Genomic DNA, 20,989 nt, shown 5'->3' with positions numbered 1-20,989 from the left:
ACGAGACCGTCTTTGAAATATCAACATGAGTTCGCATCCTCGCGGCTTGTTTCGCCCGAGCTTTGCTCCGTCGCCTCACCCTCATTTGAAAGAGGGCGCAGGGAAGGCCGGGAGCCGGCTGGCTCCCATTGACCGCCATGCCATGAGTAGATTGCGCTACACTGCACAGCGGGTAACAGGGCAGCCGGAGGCATCCCGGCCTTCCCTGCGCGGATGGTTGGAACGGCTTATGTCGTGCTCTCCCCGGGGAGCGATGCACTATTGCCCCCGTTGCCTTGCGGATGATTGATACGCATGTCCGGTTGGACACAACGTATCACCGCAAGCCTTGACGCACAGGCTCCGGGCGCCAGGACCACACGATTTGGCCGTACGCAGATCGCACCGGTCGTGTGCGCGAGGTCTTCGCTCACGGTTGCCCGCCCTGCAAAACCCTTCGCGCCGATGTGACCCTCGCCCACCGCCGCCCGGCCCGCGTTCGTGACGATCGCGATACGCCCCTCTTCCTTGGGCCGGAGTGGGACCACACATACGCCGTTTCCGAATTTCGGCAAAGTGGCATATTTGTGCCGATACGGATTGACCGAGGGTTTGGGTGTTTTGCCCGTCGGGCAACGCAAGGTCTCGTAGCCCTACCGCGTCATTCCGGGGCGCGACGAAGTCGCGAACCCGGAATCCATTTCACCGCGCGCGATGCCGCCTGATGGATTCCGGGCTCAATGCTGCGCATTGCCCCGGAATGACAGCTGCGGCTTCATTTGCCCGACCGGCCGCAACATTGGTATGGTTCATGCAAGCGGCATCAGCCTCCGCAATTCTCTAACAAGAACGTGAAAATGCCGGACTCCAGACCCGACCGTATCCGCAAACTTCTTGCCGACCTCGTCGGCTTCGACACGATCAGCGACCGCACCAATTTGCCTTTGATCGCGCATATCGAGAGCTATCTCGCCTTCCTCGGCGTCAAGGGCGAACGCATCACCGACGAGACCGGCGAGAAGGCCTCGCTCTGGGTCACGATCGGCCCGGAAGATCGACCCGGTCTCGTGCTATCAGGGCATACCGACGTCGTGCCCGTCGTCGGCCAGGACTGGAGCCACGATCCGTTCAAGCTCATCGAGCGCGACGGCAAGCTCTACGGCCGCGGCACCACCGACATGAAGGGATTTGTCGCAGTGTGCCTCGCCATGGTGCCGGAGATGCTGGAGGCGAAGCTGACAACGCCGATTCATCTTGCCATCTCCTATGACGAGGAGATCGGCTGCGTCGGCGTGCGGCCGATGCTTGCCGAGGTCGCGAAGAAGAAGGTCCGACCGCTCGGCGCCTTCATCGGCGAGCCGACCGAGATGAAGGTCATCATCGGCCACAAGGGCAAGCATGGCGTGCGCGCGACGTTCCACGGCCTCGCCCGCCACTCCTCGATTGCGCCCGACGGCGTCAATGCCATCGAATACGCGGCCGAGATGATCAGCGAGATCCGCCGCCGCGCAGTGAAGCTTGCAAGCGAGGTCGAGCGCAGCAGTCTCTACGATGTCCCGCACTCGACGCTGCTGACCAGCATCGTGCATGGCGGCGCCGCGCTGAACATCGTGCCTGACACCTGCACCGTGGATTTCGAATGCCGCGGCATCGGCATCACCGAGTCCAGGGAGGTGACGGATGCGATCGTCTCCTGGGCCAAGGCCGAGCTCGAGCCCGCGATGAAGAAGCAGCATCCGGAATGCGGCATCGATTTCGAGGAGATCCTCGACTATCCCGCCCTCGACACCAAGGCGGACGCCGCGATCGTCACGCTGGCGAAGCAGCTTGCGGGACGCAACGACCACGCCAAGGTCGCCTTCGGCACCGAAGCCAGCCTGTTCGCCGGCATGGCCGATATCCCCTCAGTGGTGATCGGCCCGGGCTCGATCGCGCAGGCGCATACGCCGGACGAGTTTGTAGCGATGGCCGAGCTGGAGAAGTGCGCGGGGTTCGTGGAGAAGCTGATCGCGCATTGCGCGAAGGCGGGGTCATAAACGACGCTGCCGTAAGGTGGGCAAAGCGACGCGTGCCCACCATTTTTCACCGCGATCGCTGACAGATGGTGGGCACAGCGCTACGCGCTTTTGCCCACCCTTGCTACAAGCTCCGATGCGTAGGGCTACGGGAGCGCCGCGCCTCAGCGCTCCTGCAAGGCCAGCCGGACGCCGACGGCGCAGTAGATGATCCCGACCACCTTGCCCTGCCACCGCACGACCGCAGGGTGGCGGCGCAGGAGATTGCCGAGACGGCCGGCGCCGACGGCGAATACGACGGTGCTGACAAGGCCGAGCAGCACGAAGACGATGCCGAGGATCGCCAGCTGAAGCGCGGTCGAACCGTTCTCAGGCCGGACGAACTGCGGCAGGAAGGCGAGGAAGAACAGTGCGGTCTTGGGATTGAGCACTTCGGTCAGCACGGCCTGCCGAAGGGCGCGCCCCGCGCTGATCGCGGGCGCGCCGTCGTCCAGCTTGATCGGTGCTTTGTCGAGCATCGCGCGGATGCCAAGATAGATCAGGAATCCCGCGCCCGCATATTTGACGATGCTGAACAGGAGCGCCGACGTGGCGATGACGGCCGAAAGGCCGACGATCGCCATGCTGGTGTGGATCACGTCACCCGCAGCAATGCCAGCGCCGGTGGCGATGCCGACCCTCGTTCCCGAGCTTGCAGCTCGCGCCATGGTGAGCAGCGTGGCCGGGCCAGGAATGAAGACGAAGCCGAGAACGATCAGGATGTAGGTGACGAGGGTGGCGTGGTCGATCATGCGCGCGGTCCCGAGGGCGAATTAGTATGACAGGCTGAGCGACGGCGAATAGTCCACCGGCACGAGCAGCCGGTCCTCGATCTGGCCGACCATCAGGCCATGCTCGGCGTGGGTCACGCGCTTGATCTCGGCCCACTCGGTATCCGCCATGAAGGCCGCCCACGCCGAAATCTTCGCTGCCTCGTCCGGCCACTCCAGGAGATAGGCGAACTCGGTACGATCGCCGAATTTGGTTTCCCACATCGCCACCATCTGAAAGCCATATCGGCTTCGCATGATACGCGCGGCATGGTCGCGGAAACGGGCGTGAAAGGCAGCTTTGTTTGTCTCGAAGATCTCGTAGATGCGCAATTGCTGGATCATGACCGTCTCCTTGCGGGGAGAGATAGGGTCGAACGGCGCGCCGTCAAACCGAGAAGTCAGCCGGCCTTCGTAGGGTGGGCAAAGCGAAGCGTGCCCACCATTTTCACTGCGATCGCTGACAGATGGTGGGCACAGCGCTACGCGCCTTTGCCCACCCTACGCACCCCACCCGCGGCACGCATCCCCGTCATTGCGAGGAACTCTTGCGACGAAGCAATCCAGACTGCCGCCGCAGAGATAGTCTGGATTGCTTCGCTTCGCTCGCAATGACAGAACATGTGGTGACAGCGACGCACCAAGCAAAAGGGCGCGGCCACCGGCCGCGCCCTCGTTATTTCTACACCGCGCCCGCCTTCTGCGCATACTCCCATGATGCCTTTGACAGCGGCACGGTGCGCTTGGCTGACTCCAGCGCCTTGGCGTTGGCGGCGGTGCCGTCGCGGACGCGGCCGGCGATACCTTGGGTGATGCCGGCGAGGCGGAACAGATTGTAGGCAAAGTACCAGTTAAGATCCGGCACCGTCATCTTGGTGACGTTACAATAGATCTGCGCGGCTTCCTCCACGCTCGGGATGTTGAGCGCCTTGAGGTCTGCGCCTTGCAAGCCCGGCATGATCCACTGCATCAACAGGTAGGTGAAGTCGGCCATGGGATCGCCGAGCGTCGACAGCTCCCAATCCAGCACGGCCTGCACGCGCGGTTCCGTCGCGTGGAAAATCATATTGTCGAGGCGGTAGTCGCCGTGGACGATCGAGACGCGCGCCTGCACCGGCACGGTCTTGGGCAGCCATTCCGCGACCTTCTCGAACTCGGGAATGTGCTGGGTCTCGGACGCCCGATACTGCTTGGTCCAGCGGTCGATCTGGCGCGCGAAATAATTGCCGGGCTTGCCGAACTCGCCGAGGCCAATCGCGACGGGATCGTACATGTGGAGCTTTGCCAGCGTCTCGATCTTGCTGGTGAAGATCTTTCGGCGCGCATCGCCATCCTGGCTCGGCAGCGTCGGATCCCAGAACACCCGCCCCTCCTCCATCGACATGATGTAGAAGGCGGCGCCGATGATGCTGTCGTCCTGGCACAGCGCATAGGCGTGCGCGACCGGAAAGCCCTGCTTTCCAAGGGCCGCGATGACGCGATATTCGCGATCGACCGCATGCGCCGACGGCAGCAGTTTGCCGAAGGGCTTTCTGCGCATCACGTAGGAGCGCCTCGGCGTGTTCAGCCGGTAGGTCGGATTGGATTGGCCGCCCTTGAACTGCAGGACGACCAGCGGGCCCTCATAGCCTTCGACGTTGTCACGCATCCAGGCCTCGAGCCCGAGCTCGTCGAAGCGATGACGCTCCTCGACCGGCTTGGTGCCCGAGAACTCTTCGTCTTTCCTGACGCCGTCAGCCACGGTGACGCTCCCTGTTTTTGTTTTCCGTCATTCCGGGATGGTCCGAAGGACCAGACCGAAATGACAGTGAAGGGAGCGCCATCAGCTCTCCCTGTCAATGCTTGGGAGAGTTGGCATACTTCCGAACCTCTAACCTTGCAATGGCGCGATTGTGCACCTCGTCCGGACCGTCGGCGAGCCGCAACGTGCGGATCCCCGCATAGTCCTTGGCAAGCCCGGCTTCGTCGGAGACGCCAGCACCGCCGAAGGCCTGAATCGCCTCGTCGATGATCTTCAGCGCCATGTTGGGCGCTGCGACCTTGATCATGGCGATCTCGGCCTGCGCGGTCTTGTTGCCGACCTTGTCCATCATATCGGCGGCCTTGAGACACAGTAGGCGCGTCATCTCGATGTTGGTGCGGGCCTCGCCGATGCGCTGCTCCCACACACTGTGCTCGACGATCTTCTTGCCGAAGGCGGTGCGCGACATCAGCCGCTTCACCATCTTCTCCAAGGCCTCCTCGGCCTTGCCGATGGTGCGCATGCAGTGATGGATGCGGCCGGGACCGAGGCGGCCCTGCGCGATCTCGAAGCCGCGGCCTTCGCCGAGCAGGATGTTCTCCCTCGGCACGCGCACGTTCTCGAGCAGCACCTGGGCGTGGCCGTGCGGCGCGTCGTCGAAGCCGAACACCGGCAGCATCTTCTCGACCTTGATGCCGGGGGTGTCGAGCGGAACCAGGATCTGCGACTGCTGCTGATGTTTCGCGGCGTTGAAATCAGTCTTGCCCATCAGGATCGCGATCTTGCAGCGGGGATCGCCGACGCCGGACGACCACCATTTGCGGCCGTTGATGACGTAGTGATCGCCGTCGCGCGCGATGCTGGTCTCGATGTTGGTGGCGTCCGACGAGGCAACCGCCGGCTCCGTCATCAGGAAGGCGGAGCGGATCTCGCCGTCCATCAGCGGACGCAGCCATTTGCGCTTCTGCTCCCTGGAGCCGTAGCGCATGAACACTTCCATGTTGCCGGTGTCGGGCGCGGAGCAGTTGAACACTTCCGAGGCCCAGGAGATGTGACCCATCTGCTCCGACAGCAGCGCGTATTCCAGGTTGGTCAATCCGGCGCCGCGGAATTCGTCGTCTTCATGCTCGTTCGGCGGCATGAACATGTTCCAGAGGCCTTCGGCCTTCGCCTTCTTCTTGAGGTCTTCCAGGACCGGGATGACCTTCCAGCGATCGCCGCTCTTGTCCTGCTCGTTATAGATCGGCACCGCCGGCCGCACGTGCTTGGTCATGAAGGACTGCACGCGGTCGAGCCATTCCTTCTGCTTGGGCGACAGATCGAAATCCATGGGACGCTCCTCGGTCTCTCTTTGAAAGCCTGTTTTGGAAAGCCTGTTTTGCGCCGGACTGTCCTCCCGCCGCGCGCGGCCCGCAAGCGCCATTCGGCGGTTCGCGGGTCGAGGAACCCGCACCGCTTTCAACGGCGGCGCAATTTCCATCGTGCGGATTGACTTTCTCCGGCCTTCAAACGATAGTTTCATACAAGTGTTTGAATTGCAACTCCCTCCCCTGAGCGCATCCATGGCCAGCGATCATACGAGGTCTGCCATTCTCGCCGCCGCCGAACGGCTCTATGCCGATCGCGGTTTTGGCGACGTCACGCTGCGCGACATCGTCGCGGAGGCCAATGTCAATCTGGCCGCGGTGAACTACCATTTCGGCTCGAAGGACGAGCTGATCGCGGAATTATTTGTCACCCGCTCGATCGCGACCAACCGCGAGCGCCTGCGCGAGTTGAAGGCGGCGGAAGAGCAAGGCGGCGGCCGCGCGCCGATCGAGGTGATCTTGCGCGCGCTGGTCGGGCCGACCCTGCGCGGCTGCTTAGGCCCGGAGAACCAACGCTCCACCGCGGCCCGGTTCATGATCCGCGCCTCGATCGAATCCGTGCCACCGATCCGTCGCATCAAGAACCGTGAGATCGACCACTTGCGGAAATTCGCCGGCGCGATGCGAAGGTCCCTGCCCGACCGCAGCGACGTCGATATCTATTGGGGCCTGAATTTTGCGCTCGCGATGGCGCATCACACCATCCGCGAGAGCGAGCGCCTGACAAAGCTGTCGGACGGCAAATGCGATCTCGACGACGTCGAGGACGTGGTCGCGCGCGTCGTCAGCGTCGCGACGATGGCGCTGACGGCGGGCAAGGCCGAAGCCAAGGTGCCATCACGGATCGCCGCGCGGTAGCCCTTACATCATCGCGATGCAGTCGATCTCGACGTCGAAGGGGCCGAACCATTCCGGCGTGCAGACAAAGATCCGCGCCGGCGGATCGACCGGGAAATAGCGCGCATAGACTGCGTTGAACACAGCGAAGTGCTTTGTCGAGGTGCAGTAGACATTGCACTTCATGACGTTATCCAGCGAGGCGCCGGCCGTCTGAAGGCAGAGCTTCATCTGCTCCATGATGATCTCGCTCTGTCGCTCGATCGGCATCCCTCCAATCTCGCCCGTCTCGGGGTCGAATGGCGGCAGGCCGGCGACGAAGATCATGTTGCCGGCGCGCGTCACCGGCGAGGTCGGCGCCTTCACGCGGTCGAGAAAGGACGAGATCGGTTCGACGCGGAGCGCTTCGCGTTTCATGGCGGCCACCTTCGGTTCAAGCGAGACTGAGGCCTTGCTACATTATATTGCAGCCGGCATGCTTCGCTTTTGATCGAAGTGTGGTCGTAGCGGGTTACGCCCGCTGCGGCATCTCCTCGGCCTCTTCCTTGGCGAGCAGCAGCAGCATCTCGATGCCCATCTCGCCTTCCTGTGGCGAGCGGATGAACTTGATCTCTTCGGCACTTTGCCGCAGCGCCGCAATGATCGCGACAGCCTGGTTGGCCGTGGCCGCCTCAGTCGCCAGAATGGCGTTCTGGTTCTTTGCTTGGAACCCGATGGTGTAGGACATGCGCTTCCCTCCCGAACTCAGTGGGAGAGATCGAATCTGAGTCGCGGGCGAAGCGGAAGCCGGATGTACTACGGACCGGGTTTGTCTGGGGATTGCGCGCAAGCCTCGGGTAAGGCCACGAGATCGTCATGCTTCCGTCACGAATTGATCGGCGCCATTCCCGGCTCTACGCGAGCCCGAGCATCGCGCGCACGCTTTCAGCGCGGACGTCGCGCCTTGCTTTTGCCGGTCATGAAATCAGATGATCCCCTGCTTCTTCAGCTCCTCGATCTTCCCCGCGTCATAGCCGAGCTTGCCACCGAGCACTTCCTGGGTGTGCTCCCCGAGCAGCGGCGGGGCGCGGTAAGTCTCGATCGGCGTCCCCGAGAAGGTCAGCGCATTGCGGATCAGCGACAGATCGGGATCGAAGGGATGGTCGACCTTCACCCGCATGCCGCGCGACTGGACGTGCGGATCGGAAAACACCTGCTCGAAATTGTTGATCGGCCCCGACGGCACGCCGGCCTCCTCGAGCTTGTCCAGCCAATAGGCCACGGGCTTGGTCAGGAACAGGCCGGCGAAGATCGCCATGATCTCCTTGCCGTGCACGACGCGGTCGTTGTTCTTGATGAAGCGCTTGTCGTTGGCGAGCTCGGGCTGGCCCAGCACGGCGCAGGTGCGCTGGAACTGGCCGTCATTGCCGACCACCAGCATCAGCTCGCCGTCGGTGCAGCGGAACACGCCGGCGGGCATGCCGCCATTGCCCCAGGTGCCGCGGCGCGGCGGCGTCTTGCCGTTGACGAGGTAGATCTGCAGCCAGTGCGACAGTGAGGCGATGACGGTGTCGAACAGGCAGACGTCGATGTGCTGCCCCTGCCCGCCATTGGCGTCGCGATGGTAGAGCGCCGACAAAAGCCCGATCGATGTGTTCATGCCGGTCATGTAGTCGACGATCGACGGGCCGACCTTCATCGGGCCCTCGCCCGGCTCGCCGTCGATATGGCCGGTGACGCTCATCAGGCCGCCCATCGCCTGGAGGATCGCGTCGTAGCCGGCGCGTGGCGCATAGGGTCCGGTCTGGCCGAAGCCGGTCACCGAGCAATAGATGATCCTGGGGTTGATCGCCTTGATGGTCTCGTAGTCGAGGCCGTAGCGCTTGAGATCGCCAACCTTGTAGTTCTCCATGAAGACGTCGGCGTCCCTGGCGAGCTCGCGGATGATCGCCTGCCCCTCGGGCTTGGCGATGTTGACGGTGACCGATTTCTTGTTGCGGTTGGCGCAGAGATAGAATGAATTGTTGTTGTTCGCCTTGCCCTCGGGATCGGTCAGATAAGGCGGGCCGAAGGCGCGCGCGTCGTCGCCGGTGCCGGGCCGCTCGATCTTGATCACCTCCGCGCCGAGATCGCCCAGCATCTGGGCCGACAAGGGCCCTGCAAGCACACGCGTGAGGTCAAGGATCTTGATGCCTGAGAGCGGCAGGGCCGACATGTCGATTTCCTCCGGGGAACTGGATTTTGGCGCGGCGGCGAGATCGCGGTCCGTGCTCCCTGCGGATACACCATTTTTGCGGCCCCGAGCACTGCGCGCTGGGCATACGGCCATCCCCCGCCCCGCAGCAGAAGTAGCCTGCGACGCCCAATTCCGCGTTGCGAATATTATCCGGTCGACCTCAGGTCGCGGCTACCGCAGCCAACTGCGGACGACGCCGGCCCAGTAGAATCAGGATCAGCACGGTTGCGCAGGAAAAGGCCAAGGTGAGCCCAAGCGCGCCGCGGCTGCCGAACTGGGTAAGCAGGCCAGCCAGAAGCGGCGGCGAGATCGCGGAGGCCAGATTGAGCGGCAGCGCGATCATCGACATCGCCTTGGCGAACTCGGCCTGGTCATAGAACACGAGCGGGATCGTCGCCCGCGCCACCGCCATTGCGCCGCTGCCGGCACCGTAAAGCAGGATGAAGCTCGCGACCGCCCAGGTCGCACCCTCGCTCAGCATCAGCAGCACCATGGCGACGGGAAGCGCGGTGCCGGCGACCAATCCGGTGGTGATGCCATCCCACCGGCCACCGCCGAGGAAGTCGAGGCCGCGGGCGCTGACCTGGATCACGCCCAGCATGGAGCCGAATGCGAGCGCCTGCGCCGGCTCAAGGCCTTCCGCCCGCAACAGCTCGATCAGGATGGCGCCGATGCCGAAATTGACGAAGGCATTCATCGTGATCACGCAGACGACGAGACCGAAGGTGCTTCTTGAAATCGCAGGCGGCGGCGCGGCCTTGACGGCCTCGCCACCATGGTCCGTCGCGATTTTCCGGCGCGGCGCGAGAAACGCATAGAGCGGAAGGTTGATGGCGAGCATCATCGCCGCATAGACGAGACAGGTCCCGCGCCAGCCGAGCCAGGCACTAAGAAACGACGTGGTCGGCCAGAAGATGCTGCTGGAGAGACCCGTCACCAGCATCAGCCCGCCGATGGCATTCTTGGCGCCCCGTCCGGCGACCTCGTTCAGCATGATATACGCGCCGGTCGACAACGTGGCGCTGCCGCCCATGCCGAGAACGACCCAGCCGGCGAAATAGAGTATTGGCTCACGCGCGAAGAAGAGGACGATGTAGCCCGGCACGGCGACAACAGTGCCCACCATCATGACCTTGCGGGCACCGTGCCGCGCAAAGGCCTTGGCGAGCCAGGGCGCGCACAGGCCCATGGTGACGTAAAGGACCGAGCTGCCCGCAAACACCGCCGGCAGGCTCAGGCCGAGATCGGCCCCGAGGTCGCGGCCGACCACGGCCGGAAGGCCGATCGTGCCCCATCCGATGAGCTGGGTGATTGCAAGCACCAGCAGGACCCCGATGAGCCTGCCGTCAGATTTCAAGAACCGCATTCCACCCGTCGCCTGCCCGGCAGGCGCCGATCACGCCTGTCAGTCTGTCTTACCCGGAGACTCAGCGCACGGAAACGCTGGCCGCCGAATGGCAGAAGGCACCCGGAAGCATGTCAGGTGGAGAACGGTCCTCCCTACCCCGCGATCCCGAGCAGGGATCGCGCCTCGGCTGCCGTCGCGATGCGCCGGCCGTGGCGCGTGACAGCCTCGGCCGCGATAGTCACGAGCTCCGCGTTGCTGGCGGCCAGCCGCGTCTTGTCGATCCTGATATTGTCCTCGAGCCCGGTGCGAACCGCGTCGGCGCCGCGCGCCAGCGCCCAGTCCATGACCTCGGCTTGATGGCGCCCGATCCCGGCCGCGGTCCATGTGGCTTTCGGGATCAGCCGCCTGAGCTCTGCCAGCAGGATGTCGAGGACATGCTCGTCGGCGGGCATCGCGTTCTTGACGCCCATGACGAATTGCACGTGCGGACGCGGGTCGATCAACCCTGCCTCGATCAGGCGTCGGGCGCCATGCAGATGCGACAGATCGAAGATCTCGATTTCCGGGCGGACGCCAGCTGCCTTCATGCCGGTCGCGAGCGTCTCGACCAGGGCGGCGCTGTTCTCGTAGACAATCGTCGGAAAGTTCACCGACCCCGTGGAGAGCGAGGCCATGTCCGGCTTCAGATAGAGCGATGATCCACGCGCCGAGGGATCGCGGCCCCGCCCGCCGGTCGAGAACTGCACGATCATCCCCGGACAATGCTTCCTGATCCCTTCCTGCACCAGGGCAAAGCGCTGGGGATCAGAGGACGGCGTCTCGTCATCGTTGCGCACATGGATATGGGCAAGCGTGGCGCCGGCTTCGAAGGCTTGTTGCGTCGATTCAATCTGTTCGGAAGGCAGGATGGGCACCGCCGGATTGTCCTTCTTGCGCGGAACGGAGCCGGTGATAGCGACAGCAACGACGACGGGGTTCATCCCTTGACCTCATGATGATCGCGCTCGCGCGCACAAAGTTCGAATAAGGAGCCACATAAAGCGTGAAGCCCTGCCGCTGCAAGCACGATCGATTGCAGCGGCATTGCGTTCACTCGTTCCTATCAGGTCGGAATTGCGGCCGCACCGCTCGCCGCCTCCGCGCGCTGTCGCTCATAGTCAGCCCGTGCCATCGGAACGGCCTCGGGATTGCCGAGATCGTCGATACTGACCCGATAGGTCTCACGGGCCGTGATGGCCGCCAGCGCCGCGATGACCGTGATGCCGAAGGCGATCGCGCCGACCGTCAAGGGAATGTTGGCCGAGCCGGGAGGCGCCACGGTCGCAAACAGGGCCGGAAGCAACGCCGTGATGGTGGTTCCGATGTTCTGCGAGATCGCCATGGCCGAAACACGGGTGCGCGTCGGAAACAGCTCCGGGTAAAAGCTCGGAAAGATCGCGTTGTAGCCCTGATAGACCACGCCCCACATCAACAGCGACAGCAGGATCGCCAGCGGCACGTTCCTGATGCTGATGGCATAGAGATAGCCGAACGCGAGCAGACCGGAGAGCAGCGCGCCGACGACGATCGGAGGCTTGCGGCCGATCTTGTCGGAGAGATTGCCGACGAAGGGAATGACGAACACGGCCAGCATGTTTCCGAGCACCGGGATCCAGAGATAGACGTCCTTGGCAAAGCCGATGCCGTAGGCCGGCTGCACCGCGTAGGCTGCACCGAAAATGGTCGCAACGACCGGAATGACGTTCATCAGCGCCATGCAGATGACCCTGAGCATGTCGCGCCAGCTCAGCTTGATGGCTTGGACAATGGGCGCCCGCGGCGTTTCTCCCCGCTCGCCCTCGCGGGCAAAGGCGGGGGTCTCGTCGACTTCGCGACGGATGATATAGCCGGCAACGATGACGAAGAAGCTGAGCAGGAAGGGAATCCGCCAGCCCCAGCTGTTGAAGGCCTCGTTCGGCATGTAGGCCGCCAGCGGCAGGAAGACCGCGGCTGCGAGAATCTGTCCAGCCTGCACGCCCTGAAGGGCGAAGCTTGCATAGAAGCCGCGCCGACCGAACGGCGCGTGCTCCAGGATCATCGAGCTCGCGCCGGAGATTTCGCCGGCAACGGCAAATCCCTGGATGAGACGCAGGATGACGAGCAGGACCGGCGCGAGGATGCCGACCTGCTGATAGGTCGGCAGGATCCCGACCGCCATGGTCGAGATGCCCATCAGAAACATGCAAACGATGAGAACGGTCTTGCGGCCGTGGGTGTCGCCCCAATGTCCGAGCACGAAGGCGCCGATCGGCCGGGCCACATAGCCGACGCCATAGGTCGCAAGCGACGCGACGATGGCGACCGTGGGATTTTCCGACGGGAAGAAGATTTGCGGGAAGATCAGCGACGCGGCGGTCGCGTAGATGAAGAAGTCATAATATTCGAGAGCCGACCCGATCCAGCCGCTGGCAGCGGCCTTCCTGGACTGACTCATCTGATGGATCGCGGTCATCTCAAAATTCCTCCACATTGGTTTCTGGGTCCCTTGGCGGGCTTCTTGGAGAAATTGGGCAGCACTCTCCGCGCGCTGTGCGGATCTCCGCAAGCGTTTGTCACTGCCGATCGGTGTTTGATTGGCACGACAATAGGCTTTCGCCGGGCTAACACAATTACCCAGTTATGCGATAAACCTAACCTGATGTTATTTCGCGCGGACGCTGACCGCGGCGCGGGCGGCTGGTCGTGAAGAAGCTAGCTTCCCAGCGCGGTCTCTCCCGCCTCGCGGCCAGGGACGCTGACGTGAACCTCGTGCCCCTCGCGCAGCGCCAGGGATGCTGCGGCGACCGCTGACTCGAACGCGGCTTCCTTGGTGGCGTATCTGCTCTTCACGTCGCCATCATGCAGCACGCCCCACTCGTCCTGCACTGGCACGATCGCGTATTGAGCAAGGCCCATCGTCCAACTCCTATCGCTGCGTGACCTGCGGATGCGCGGCCGTCACCCGCCACACCGTGTTGCCGCTGTCATCGACGACCAGCAGCGCGCCGGTCTTGTCGATGGCGACGCCGACGGGACGGCCGCGTGCCTGGTTGTCGCTGTTGAGGAATCCCGTGACGACGTCCTGTGCGGGCCCGCTCGGCTTGCCGTCCGCGAACGGCACGTACACGACCTTGTAGCCGTTGAGCACCTGCCGGTTCCAGCTGCCGTGCTCGCCGACGAAGGCGCCATTGCGATAATCACTCGGCAGGCTGCTGCCGGTCGAGAACGCGAGCCCGAGCGGCGCGACGTGCGAGCTTAGCGCATAGTCAGGCACAATCGCCTTGGCAACGAGGTCCGGCCGCTGCGGCTTGACCCGGGGATCGACGTGCTGACCATAATAGCTGTAGGGCCAGCCATAGAATGCTCCGTCCTTCACCGAGGTCATGTAGTCGGGCACGAGATCGGGGCCGAGCTCGTCGCGCTCGTTCACCACCGTCCACAGCGCACCGGTCTGCGGCTCGAAGCTGAGGCCATTCGGATTGCGCAAGCCGCTGGCAAAGATACGCCAGCGACCGCTGGCGCGATCGACCTCGAGAATGTCGGCGCGATTGTGCTCGGCCTCCATCCCGTTCTCGGTGATGTTGCTGTTGGAGCCGACGCCGGCATAGAGCTTTGAACCATCGGGACTTGCGACGAGGCTCTTGGTCCAGTGATGGTCGATCGGCCCGCCCGGCAGCGGCGTCAGCACCGTGCCCGGCGCAGTGATCCTGGTATCGCCTTCGGTGTAGGGATATTTCACGATCGCGTCGGTGTTGGCGACATACAGATCGTTGCCGACCAGCGCGACGCCGAACGGCGAGTTGAGATGGTCGAGGAAGACGCTCTGCGTGTCGGGGACGCCGTCGCCGTTGGTGTCGCGCAACAGCGTGATGCGGTTGCTCTCGCCGGTATCGCCGCCCGAGGTCGCCCAGGACTCGATGAAGCCCATCACGATCTCCTTGGGCCGCTTGATCGCGGCGGCCTTCGGCGCCTTGGATTCCACCACCAGCACGTCGCCATTGGGGAGAACATAGAGCGAGCGTGGATGCTGCAGGCCGGTGGCGAACGCCTTGGCCTGCAGACCCTGCGCGACCGTCGGCGTCTCGTCCTTCTTCCAGCCGACAATGCGGGCGATGTGCACCGGCGGCAGCAAATATTGCTGGATGTCGGGCAGCTTCGGATTGGCGCCGATCTGCGCCTTGGGATCGCCGCTGCCGTCATCACAGCCGGCGAGGAGACCAAGAAGCGAAGCGCATAGCAGCGCCCGCGTAAGGAGAGACTTCATCGCGCAACTCCCACACCGTGACGGTACACCATCGACCAGCCGAGCCAGCCGGTCACCGGCAGGATCAGCACGGTAAGCACCGAAAGAATGAGACCGAGCGGCCAGACCGAGGTCCAGGCGTCGCGCGTGTGAATGAGCGCATTGAAGATCGCGAGGATCATCGCCACGGCGTTGCCGATCAGATGCGGCCAGGCCGGCGCCTGCGTCCGCACCAGGCGATTGCCGAGGAAATCGGTCAGGCCCGCGATCGCGGCCAGCACGCCGAAGATGACGCCGACCAGCAGAAGCCAGGCGGAAAAATCCGCCCACATGATCTCGGCCGAGACGAGATAGGCGATGTCGGTCAGCAGCGCGCCGATGAAGCACGCGATGGGGATCGGCACCAGCATCGGATGAATGGGATGGCCTGCGATCTGCGCGGTCGAGCGCACGCGCACAGCTTCTTGCACGGTTGACCTCGTGTGTTTTCCACCCGACCGGCCAACTCGTGCTGAGAGCGATGGTTCCTACTATTGTGCGGGGACGACCGTGGCGGCTTGGTACGCCGCATAGGCTTTCTTCAAGCCATCGTGAAGCGACGTCGTCGCGCGCCAGCCGAGCTTGTCGAGGCGGCTGACGTCGAGCAGCTTGCGCGGGGTGCCATCAGGGCGGGAGCTGTCGAAGCTGATTTCGCCGCGATAGCCGACGATCTCGGCGACGACATGCGCGAATTCGGCGATGGCGATGTCCTCGCCGGTGCCGATGTTGATCAGGTCCGCCCCGGAATAGGTCTTCATCAGATGCACGCAAGCATCCGCCATATCGTCGACATAGAGGAACTCGCGACGCGGCGTGCCGGTGCCCCAGACAACCACGTTCTTCGCGCCCGACAGTTTCGCCTCGTGAAAGCGGCGGATCAGCGCGGCAACGACGTGGCTCAGCTCGGGGTGATAATTGTCGCCGGGACCGTAGAGATTGGTCGGCATCACGCTGATGAAGTCGCTGCCATACTGGCCGCGATAGGCCTCGGCCATCTTGATCCCGGCGATCTTGGCAATGGCGTAAGGCTCGTTGGTCGGCTCCAGCGGGCCGGTCAGCACGGTGTCCTCGCGCAAGGGCTGCGGTGCGAGCTTTGGATAGATGCAGGACGAGCCGAGGAACATCAGCTTCTCGGCGCGGTTCAGATGCGCGGCATGGATCACGTTCGCGGCGATCGCAATGTTGTCGTAGATGAACTCGGCGCGCAGCGTGTTGTTGGCGAAGATGCCGCCGACTTTTGCCGCGGCGAGGAAGACCACCTGCGGCCGCACCCGCGCGAACCAGTCGAACACGGCAGCCTGGTTGCAGAGATCGACCTCGCGCCGCTCCACCGTGACAAGCTTCACGTCCTCCCGCGCCAGCCGGCGCGCCAGCGCCGCACCGACCATACCGCGATGGCCGGCGACGTAGACGCTCTTGCCCTTCAGCTCAAACGGTGCGCTTGCCATTTGCGATTTCCCGTTTGGCCTCGGCCAGATCGCTCGTCATCATCTCCTCGACGAGCTGCGCAAAGGTCCGCTTCGGCTTCCAGCCGAGCACTTTTCGCGCCTTGCTGGCATCACCGATCAGCAGATCGACCTCGGTCGGACGGAAATAGGTCGGATCGATCTTCACAACCGTCTTGCCGCTCCCGGCATCGACGCCGGTCTCGTCGGCGCCTGCGCCGCGCCACTCGAGGCGACGGCCGACCTGCGCGAAGGACAGCTCGACCAGCTCGCGCACCGAGTGCGCCTCGCCGGTGGCGAGCACGAAGTCGTCGGGCTTGTCGGCTTGCAGGATCTTGTGCATGCCTTCGACATAGTCCCTGGCATGACCCCAGTCGCGCTTGGCCGAGAGATTGCCGAGATAGAGCGTCTCCTCGAGCCCGACCTCGATGCGGGCGACGCCGCGGGTGATCTTGCGGGTCACGAAGGTCTCGCCGCGGATCGGGCTCTCATGGTTGAACAGGATGCCGTTCGAGGCAAACATGCCGTAGGCTTCACGGTAGTTCACCGTGATCCAGTAGCCATAGAGCTTGGCGACGCCGTAAGGCGAGCGCGGATAGAACGGCGTGGTCTCCTTCTGCGGAATCTCCTGCACCAGGCCGTAGAGCTCGGAGGTCGAGGCCTGGTAGAACCGCGTCTGCTTCTCCATGCCGAGGATGCGGATCGCCTCCAGCAGGCGCAGCACGCCGATGGCGTCGGCGTTGGCGGTGTATTCGGGGCTCTCGAAGCTGACGGCGACATGGCTTTGGGCAGCGAGATTGTAGATCTCGGTCGGCCGGATCTGCTGCACCAGGCGGATCAGATTGGTCGAATCCGTCATGTCGCCGTAATGCATCAGGAACGGCACGTTGCCGACATGCGGATCCTGATAGAGATGGTCGACGCGTGCAGTATTGAACGAGGACGAGCGCCGCTTGATGCCGTGCACGACATAACCGAGCGACAGCAGATGTTCGGCAAGATAGGCGCCGTCCTGGCCGGTCACACCGGTGATGAGAGCGACCCGCTCAGCCATATCCCTAACTGCTCCCAATAGCGCCCGCGGGCGCTACCATTCGGCCGCCCCACCGTCAAAACTCCCCCTTCTTTGACAGATCGGTCGCTGAGGTCAACCTCGAGAGGCGCGCCCGGGCCGGTTTCCCGGGACGCCCCTCTCGAATTGGGCCGCAATCAGCAAAATTGCGGGATGTTACTGCGACCGGTCCGAGGTCCAGCCCTTATACTCCGCGATATTGTCTCGGGTCACGAGCTTCGACGGCAGCAGTTCGACGGTCGAGGCCGGCTTCTGCCCACTGAGAATGCCGACGCCGATCTGCACGGCGCGCCGCGCCATGAAGAACGGATCCTGCGACGCTGACGCCTGGATCTGCGGCGACGCGGGATCCTTCAGCGAGGCCTCGATATCCGGCGCGCCGTCAACCGCGGTGATGACGATGCCGCTGCGGTTCTGCTGGCGCGCCGCAAGGTCAGTGCCGATCGCCTGCGGGTCGTTGATGGCGAAGATGGCGTCGATCTTGGGGAAGCGCGTCAGATAACCCTGCGCGACCGTGAGGCCGCCCTCGCGCGAGCCCTTGCCGTCCTGGTCGCTGGACAGCACCTTGATGCCGGGATTCTTACCGAACACGTTCTTGCAGCCGGTGACGCGGTCGATGACGGCGGAGACCTGCGGCCCATTCTCGATGATGACATCGCCTTTGGCACCGAGCTTATCGACGATGTACTGGCACGAAATCTCGCCGGCCTGGACGTTGTTCGTGGTCACCGTGGCATCGGCACCTTCGGCCGCGGTGTCGACGGCGACGACAACGATGCCCGCCGCCTGCGCCTTCTTGATCGCCGGCCCGATCGCCTTGGGATCGCCGGGGTTCAACAGGATCAGGTCGACGCCGGCGGCGATGAAATTGTCGATCTGGGTGACCTGCTTGCCGAGGTCGTATTCGAACCCGACGGTGGTGATCTTCACATTGGGATTGGTCTTCTTGGCCTCGAACTCGGCACCCTTCGACAGCGCGACGAAGAACGGATTACCCATCGAACCAAGCGAAACGCCGATCGACTTCAGCTCCTTGGCCGAGGACGGCGCGGTGGTCAGGGCAAGCGCCATTGCGGCGCCGGCGAGCATGGTCATCTTCAACATTGGCTTCCTCCCTGGTCTGTCCTTAATCCGGCACGGCAGACCAGTTGCCGTAGCGGAATCTCGTATCGCGCCCCGATCCCTTACGTTCTGGCGGAGCCTTCAGGTTCTGGCGGAGCCTTTTCAGGTTCGGGCGGAGCCTTTTCAGGTTCTGGCAGAGCCTTGCAGCCGATAGCGATCCAGCGCCACGGCGCCGATGATCACCAGACCCTTGATCACATATTGCCAGATGTCGGAGACGCCCGTGAGGATCAGGCCGTTCGAGAGCACGGCGATGATCAGCGCGCCGACCAGCGTCCCCCATATCGAGCCGATGCCACCGACGAACGACGTGCCGCCGAGAATGACCGCGGTGATGGCGTCGAGCTCGTAGCTTTGGCCGAGCTGAAGACCGTTGGCCGCGTAGAGCCGCGCCGCCTGCATGGCGCCGCCCAACCCGGCCAGCAATCCCGACACGCCATACACGAAGATCACGACGGCCCAGACCTTGATGCCGGCAAGCCGCGCCGCGCTCTCATTGCCGCCCACCGCATAGATATGCACGCCGAGCACGGTCCGGCGCAGCACCAGCCACGAGACCAGGATGACGAGCAGAGCGATCACCGAGAGCCACGGGATCGACGCCACGCCGGGCACAAGCGTCAGCGATCCGTTGCCGATGAAGGCGTAGGGAATGGATGGATTGAACACCGTGGTGTCGGCGCCAAGCAGCCGCGCCAGGCCACGCACGGCGGTGAGCGAGCCCAGCGTGACGATGAAGGGCGGCAGGCGCAACAGCGCAATAAGCGCACCGTTGACGACGCCGAAGCCGAGACCGGTGAGAACCGCGGCCGGCAGCCACAGCGCACCTAACTCGGGCAGTTTCGACATCGTCAGGCCGGCCATTGCCGACGCCGCCAGGATCGAGCCGACCGAGAGATCGATGCCGCCGGTGAGGATGACGAAGGTCATGCCCGCGGCGAGCACGGTGTTGACGGCAGCCTGCTGCAGGACGATGCCGAGATTCTGCCCGGTGAAGAAACGGCCGTCGGAGAGATAATGAAAGCCGGCGCATAGCAGCAGCAGCACTGGCAGCATGCCGGCCGCGCGGATCAGAAGCCTGATGCGCTGGCGCTTGGTCGCCTGGGCGACAGCAAGGTCGTTCGCCGTGGCGGCCTTCGCCTGCGTCGATCCGTTGTCAGGCATCCAGATGCTCCGTCCACGTGGCGAGGGCCATGATGTCTTCCTGAGTTAATGGCGCCGTCTCGGTTCGCCTGACCTCGCCCGCGACAAGTCCCGACCGCATCACGATGACCCGGTCGCAGATGCCGATGATTTCAGGGAGATCGGACGAGATGACGAGGATCGCGGTACCGGCCTTGGCAAGATTGTCGATGATCGAATAAATCTCGGACTTGGCGCCGACGTCGACGCCGCGCGTCGGCTCGTCGAGGATCAGGACCTTTGGCGCGATGGCGAGAAGCCGCGACAACAGCACCTTCTGCTGGTTGCCGCCGGAGAGGCCCCCGGCGGGCACGCCGACATTGGCTGCGCGGATGCTGAGCCCGGTGAAGGCCCTGTCGGCACGCTCGCGCGCCTTGTCGCGATCCAGGAAACAACCGAGCTTGGCATCGCGCCCGAGCACGGCAAGATTGATGTTGTCCTGACACGACATGTCCAGAAACAGGCCAAGCGCCTTCCTGTCTTCCGTCAGATAGGCGATGCCGGCCTCGAGCGCTTCGCCGGGCGTACGGATGTCGATTGGCTGGCCTTCAAGCTCGAGACGGCCTGAAATTCTCGGCGCCGCGCCGATGATGAGATGCGCAAGCTCGGTGCGGCCGGCGCCGATCAGGCCGGCAAGCCCCACCACCTCGCCCGCATGCACGGTGAGCGAGCAGCCCTTGACGCGCAGCCCGTCGGCCATGTCGATGGCGCTGAGCACGGGATGCCCCTTCCCGGCCTCGGGATCATGATCTTTCTTGTAGAACGAAGAGACGTCGCGCCCAACCATCATGCGAACGATGGCGTCGGCGCGGATGTCCTGCTTGTCGAGCGAGCCGACCAGGCGGCCGTCGCGCAGCACGGTGACGCGGTCACCGAGCGCATAGACCTCGTCCATGCGGTGCGAGATGTAGATGATGGCAAGCCCCTCGGCACGGAGCTGACGGATCAGCGCGAACAGTCGCTCGCTTTCGCCGGCTGACAGCGCGGTGGTCGGCTCGTCCATGATCAGGATTTTCGAGCGCGCGTGCAGCGCACGCGCTATCTCGACGAGCTGGCGCTGACCCATGGAGAGATGCGCGACCAGTGTCGACGGCAGAAAGTCCGCCCCCAGCCGCTCCAGGATCGGGCCGACGCCCTCGCGCATGGCGCCACGCGCCAGCAAACCCGAACGCGAGAGCTCGCGGCCGAGATAAATATTCTCCGCAACGCTCAGATTGGGGGCCAAAGACAGTTCCTGATAGATGATCGAGATGCCCGCGGCCCGGCCGCCAAGCGGCCCTTCGATGCGCGCCGGCTTGCCCTCGATGCGGATCTCGCCGCCGGGATCGGGCCGGTAAGCACCCGACAGGATTTTCATCAGGGTCGATTTGCCGGCACCGTTCTCGCCCATCAAGGCATGGATCTCGCCCGCATAGACGGTCAGGTCGACCGCGCGCAGCGCCTTGATGCCGAAGAAGGATTTTGAAACTCCCCGCATCTCGAGGATCGGATCGTTCATCGTGCCTCCCGGCACACAAGGCGTTTCCTGTCCGCATCTCGTTCTTAAGCGCGGTTCAC

The 20,989-nt window shown here is 63.8% G+C and carries 20 protein-coding genes; 2 read left to right on the top strand and 18 right to left on the bottom strand.

The features are described from left to right. The first annotated feature begins 836 nt into the window (after positions 1-836). Complete coding sequence (gene argE, locus ABIC09_RS09765) at positions 837-2,015, top strand: acetylornithine deacetylase (protein WP_354109123.1); 1,179 nt, start codon at positions 837-839, stop codon at positions 2,013-2,015. Between the two features lie 143 nt (positions 2,016-2,158). Here the strand turns inward: argE and ABIC09_RS09760 are convergent, their stop codons facing one another. From ABIC09_RS09760 to ABIC09_RS09745, 4 genes are all read right to left on the bottom strand, one after another. Continuing rightward, the gene (locus tag ABIC09_RS09760; protein WP_354037209.1) at positions 2,159-2,785 is read right to left on the bottom strand and encodes a LysE family translocator; all 627 of its coding nucleotides are present in this window, start codon (positions 2,783-2,785) and stop codon (positions 2,159-2,161) included. 21 nt (positions 2,786-2,806) lie between these two features. Beyond that, positions 2,807-3,148: an NIPSNAP family protein gene (locus ABIC09_RS09755; protein ID WP_354037211.1), complete on the bottom strand. Its 342-nt coding sequence runs from the start codon at positions 3,146-3,148 to the stop codon at positions 2,807-2,809. 337 nt (positions 3,149-3,485) lie between these two features. Further along, positions 3,486-4,544, bottom strand: coding sequence for a phosphotransferase family protein (locus ABIC09_RS09750; RefSeq protein ID WP_354109122.1), 1,059 nt, complete (start codon positions 4,542-4,544; stop codon positions 3,486-3,488). Between the two features lie 94 nt (positions 4,545-4,638). Next, positions 4,639-5,874: an acyl-CoA dehydrogenase family protein gene (locus tag ABIC09_RS09745; protein ID WP_354109121.1), complete on the bottom strand. Its 1,236-nt coding sequence runs from the start codon at positions 5,872-5,874 to the stop codon at positions 4,639-4,641. A 232-nt stretch (positions 5,875-6,106) separates the two neighbouring features. On the opposite strand from ABIC09_RS09745, the gene ABIC09_RS09740 reads away from it, so the two are divergent. Further along, entirely contained in the window at positions 6,107-6,769 is a 663-nt protein-coding gene (locus ABIC09_RS09740) for a TetR/AcrR family transcriptional regulator (RefSeq protein ID WP_354109120.1), read from the top strand. Between the two features lie 3 nt (positions 6,770-6,772). On the opposite strand, the gene ABIC09_RS09735 is transcribed toward ABIC09_RS09740, so the two are convergent. The 14 genes from ABIC09_RS09735 to ABIC09_RS09670 all read right to left on the bottom strand — a co-directional run bounded on the left by ABIC09_RS09735 (position 6,773) and on the right by ABIC09_RS09670 (position 20,930). Continuing rightward, positions 6,773-7,165, bottom strand: a complete 393-nt coding sequence (locus tag ABIC09_RS09735; protein ID WP_354109119.1) for a RidA family protein — start codon at positions 7,163-7,165, stop codon at positions 6,773-6,775. A gap of 94 nt (positions 7,166-7,259) precedes the next feature. Beyond that, positions 7,260-7,475, bottom strand: coding sequence for a hypothetical protein (locus ABIC09_RS09730; protein ID WP_354109118.1), 216 nt, complete (start codon positions 7,473-7,475; stop codon positions 7,260-7,262). Between the two features lie 237 nt (positions 7,476-7,712). Next, positions 7,713-8,942 (bottom strand): CaiB/BaiF CoA transferase family protein, encoded by a 1,230-nt coding sequence (locus ABIC09_RS09725; protein ID WP_354109117.1) that lies wholly within the window; start codon positions 8,940-8,942, stop codon positions 7,713-7,715. Positions 8,943-9,123: 181 nt separating this feature from the next. Continuing rightward, positions 9,124-10,329 carry an MFS transporter gene (locus tag ABIC09_RS09720; RefSeq protein WP_354109116.1) on the bottom strand — a complete coding sequence of 402 codons (1,206 nt, stop codon included), beginning with the start codon at positions 10,327-10,329 and terminating at the stop codon, positions 9,124-9,126. Between the two features lie 134 nt (positions 10,330-10,463). Next, a complete protein-coding gene (locus ABIC09_RS09715) occupies positions 10,464-11,291 on the bottom strand; it encodes a 3-oxoadipate:acetyl-CoA acetyltransferase (protein ID WP_354037221.1) in 828 nt (275 codons plus the stop codon). Positions 11,292-11,413: 122 nt separating this feature from the next. Then, a complete protein-coding gene (locus ABIC09_RS09710) occupies positions 11,414-12,802 on the bottom strand; it encodes an MFS transporter (protein ID WP_354083766.1) in 1,389 nt (462 codons plus the stop codon). Positions 12,803-13,041: 239 nt separating this feature from the next. Further along, complete coding sequence (locus ABIC09_RS09705) at positions 13,042-13,245, bottom strand: hypothetical protein (protein WP_148750308.1); 204 nt, start codon at positions 13,243-13,245, stop codon at positions 13,042-13,044. A 10-nt stretch (positions 13,246-13,255) separates the two neighbouring features. Next, complete coding sequence (locus ABIC09_RS09700; RefSeq protein ID WP_354109115.1) at positions 13,256-14,593, bottom strand: PQQ-dependent sugar dehydrogenase; 1,338 nt, start codon at positions 14,591-14,593, stop codon at positions 13,256-13,258. After that, positions 14,590-15,042, bottom strand: a complete 453-nt coding sequence (locus ABIC09_RS09695; RefSeq protein WP_354109114.1) for a DUF2231 domain-containing protein — start codon at positions 15,040-15,042, stop codon at positions 14,590-14,592. Before ABIC09_RS09695 ends, ABIC09_RS09700 begins: the two co-directional genes overlap by 4 nt. A 60-nt stretch (positions 15,043-15,102) precedes the next feature. Continuing rightward, a complete protein-coding gene (gene fcl / locus ABIC09_RS09690; protein ID WP_354109113.1) occupies positions 15,103-16,059 on the bottom strand; it encodes a GDP-L-fucose synthase in 957 nt (318 codons plus the stop codon). Continuing rightward, positions 16,040-17,110 carry a GDP-mannose 4,6-dehydratase gene (gmd, locus tag ABIC09_RS09685; RefSeq protein WP_354109112.1) on the bottom strand — a complete coding sequence of 357 codons (1,071 nt, stop codon included), beginning with the start codon at positions 17,108-17,110 and terminating at the stop codon, positions 16,040-16,042. The genes fcl and gmd overlap by 20 nt, the downstream gene beginning before the upstream one ends. A gap of 174 nt (positions 17,111-17,284) precedes the next feature. Next, the gene (locus ABIC09_RS09680) at positions 17,285-18,232 is read right to left on the bottom strand and encodes an ABC transporter substrate-binding protein (protein ID WP_148750303.1); all 948 of its coding nucleotides are present in this window, start codon (positions 18,230-18,232) and stop codon (positions 17,285-17,287) included. A gap of 141 nt (positions 18,233-18,373) precedes the next feature. Further along, entirely contained in the window at positions 18,374-19,414 is a 1,041-nt protein-coding gene (locus tag ABIC09_RS09675; protein WP_148750302.1) for an ABC transporter permease subunit, read from the bottom strand. Next, positions 19,407-20,930 carry a sugar ABC transporter ATP-binding protein gene (locus tag ABIC09_RS09670; protein WP_354037226.1) on the bottom strand — a complete coding sequence of 508 codons (1,524 nt, stop codon included), beginning with the start codon at positions 20,928-20,930 and terminating at the stop codon, positions 19,407-19,409. The genes ABIC09_RS09675 and ABIC09_RS09670 overlap by 8 nt, the downstream gene beginning before the upstream one ends. Positions 20,931-20,989 lie beyond the last annotated feature (59 nt).

Source organism: Bradyrhizobium sp. S3.12.5 (genome assembly GCF_040548225.1).
GTDB lineage: Bacteria > Pseudomonadota > Alphaproteobacteria > Rhizobiales > Xanthobacteraceae > Bradyrhizobium > Bradyrhizobium cytisi.
This window is presented reverse-complemented; position numbering and strand designations above follow the sequence as displayed.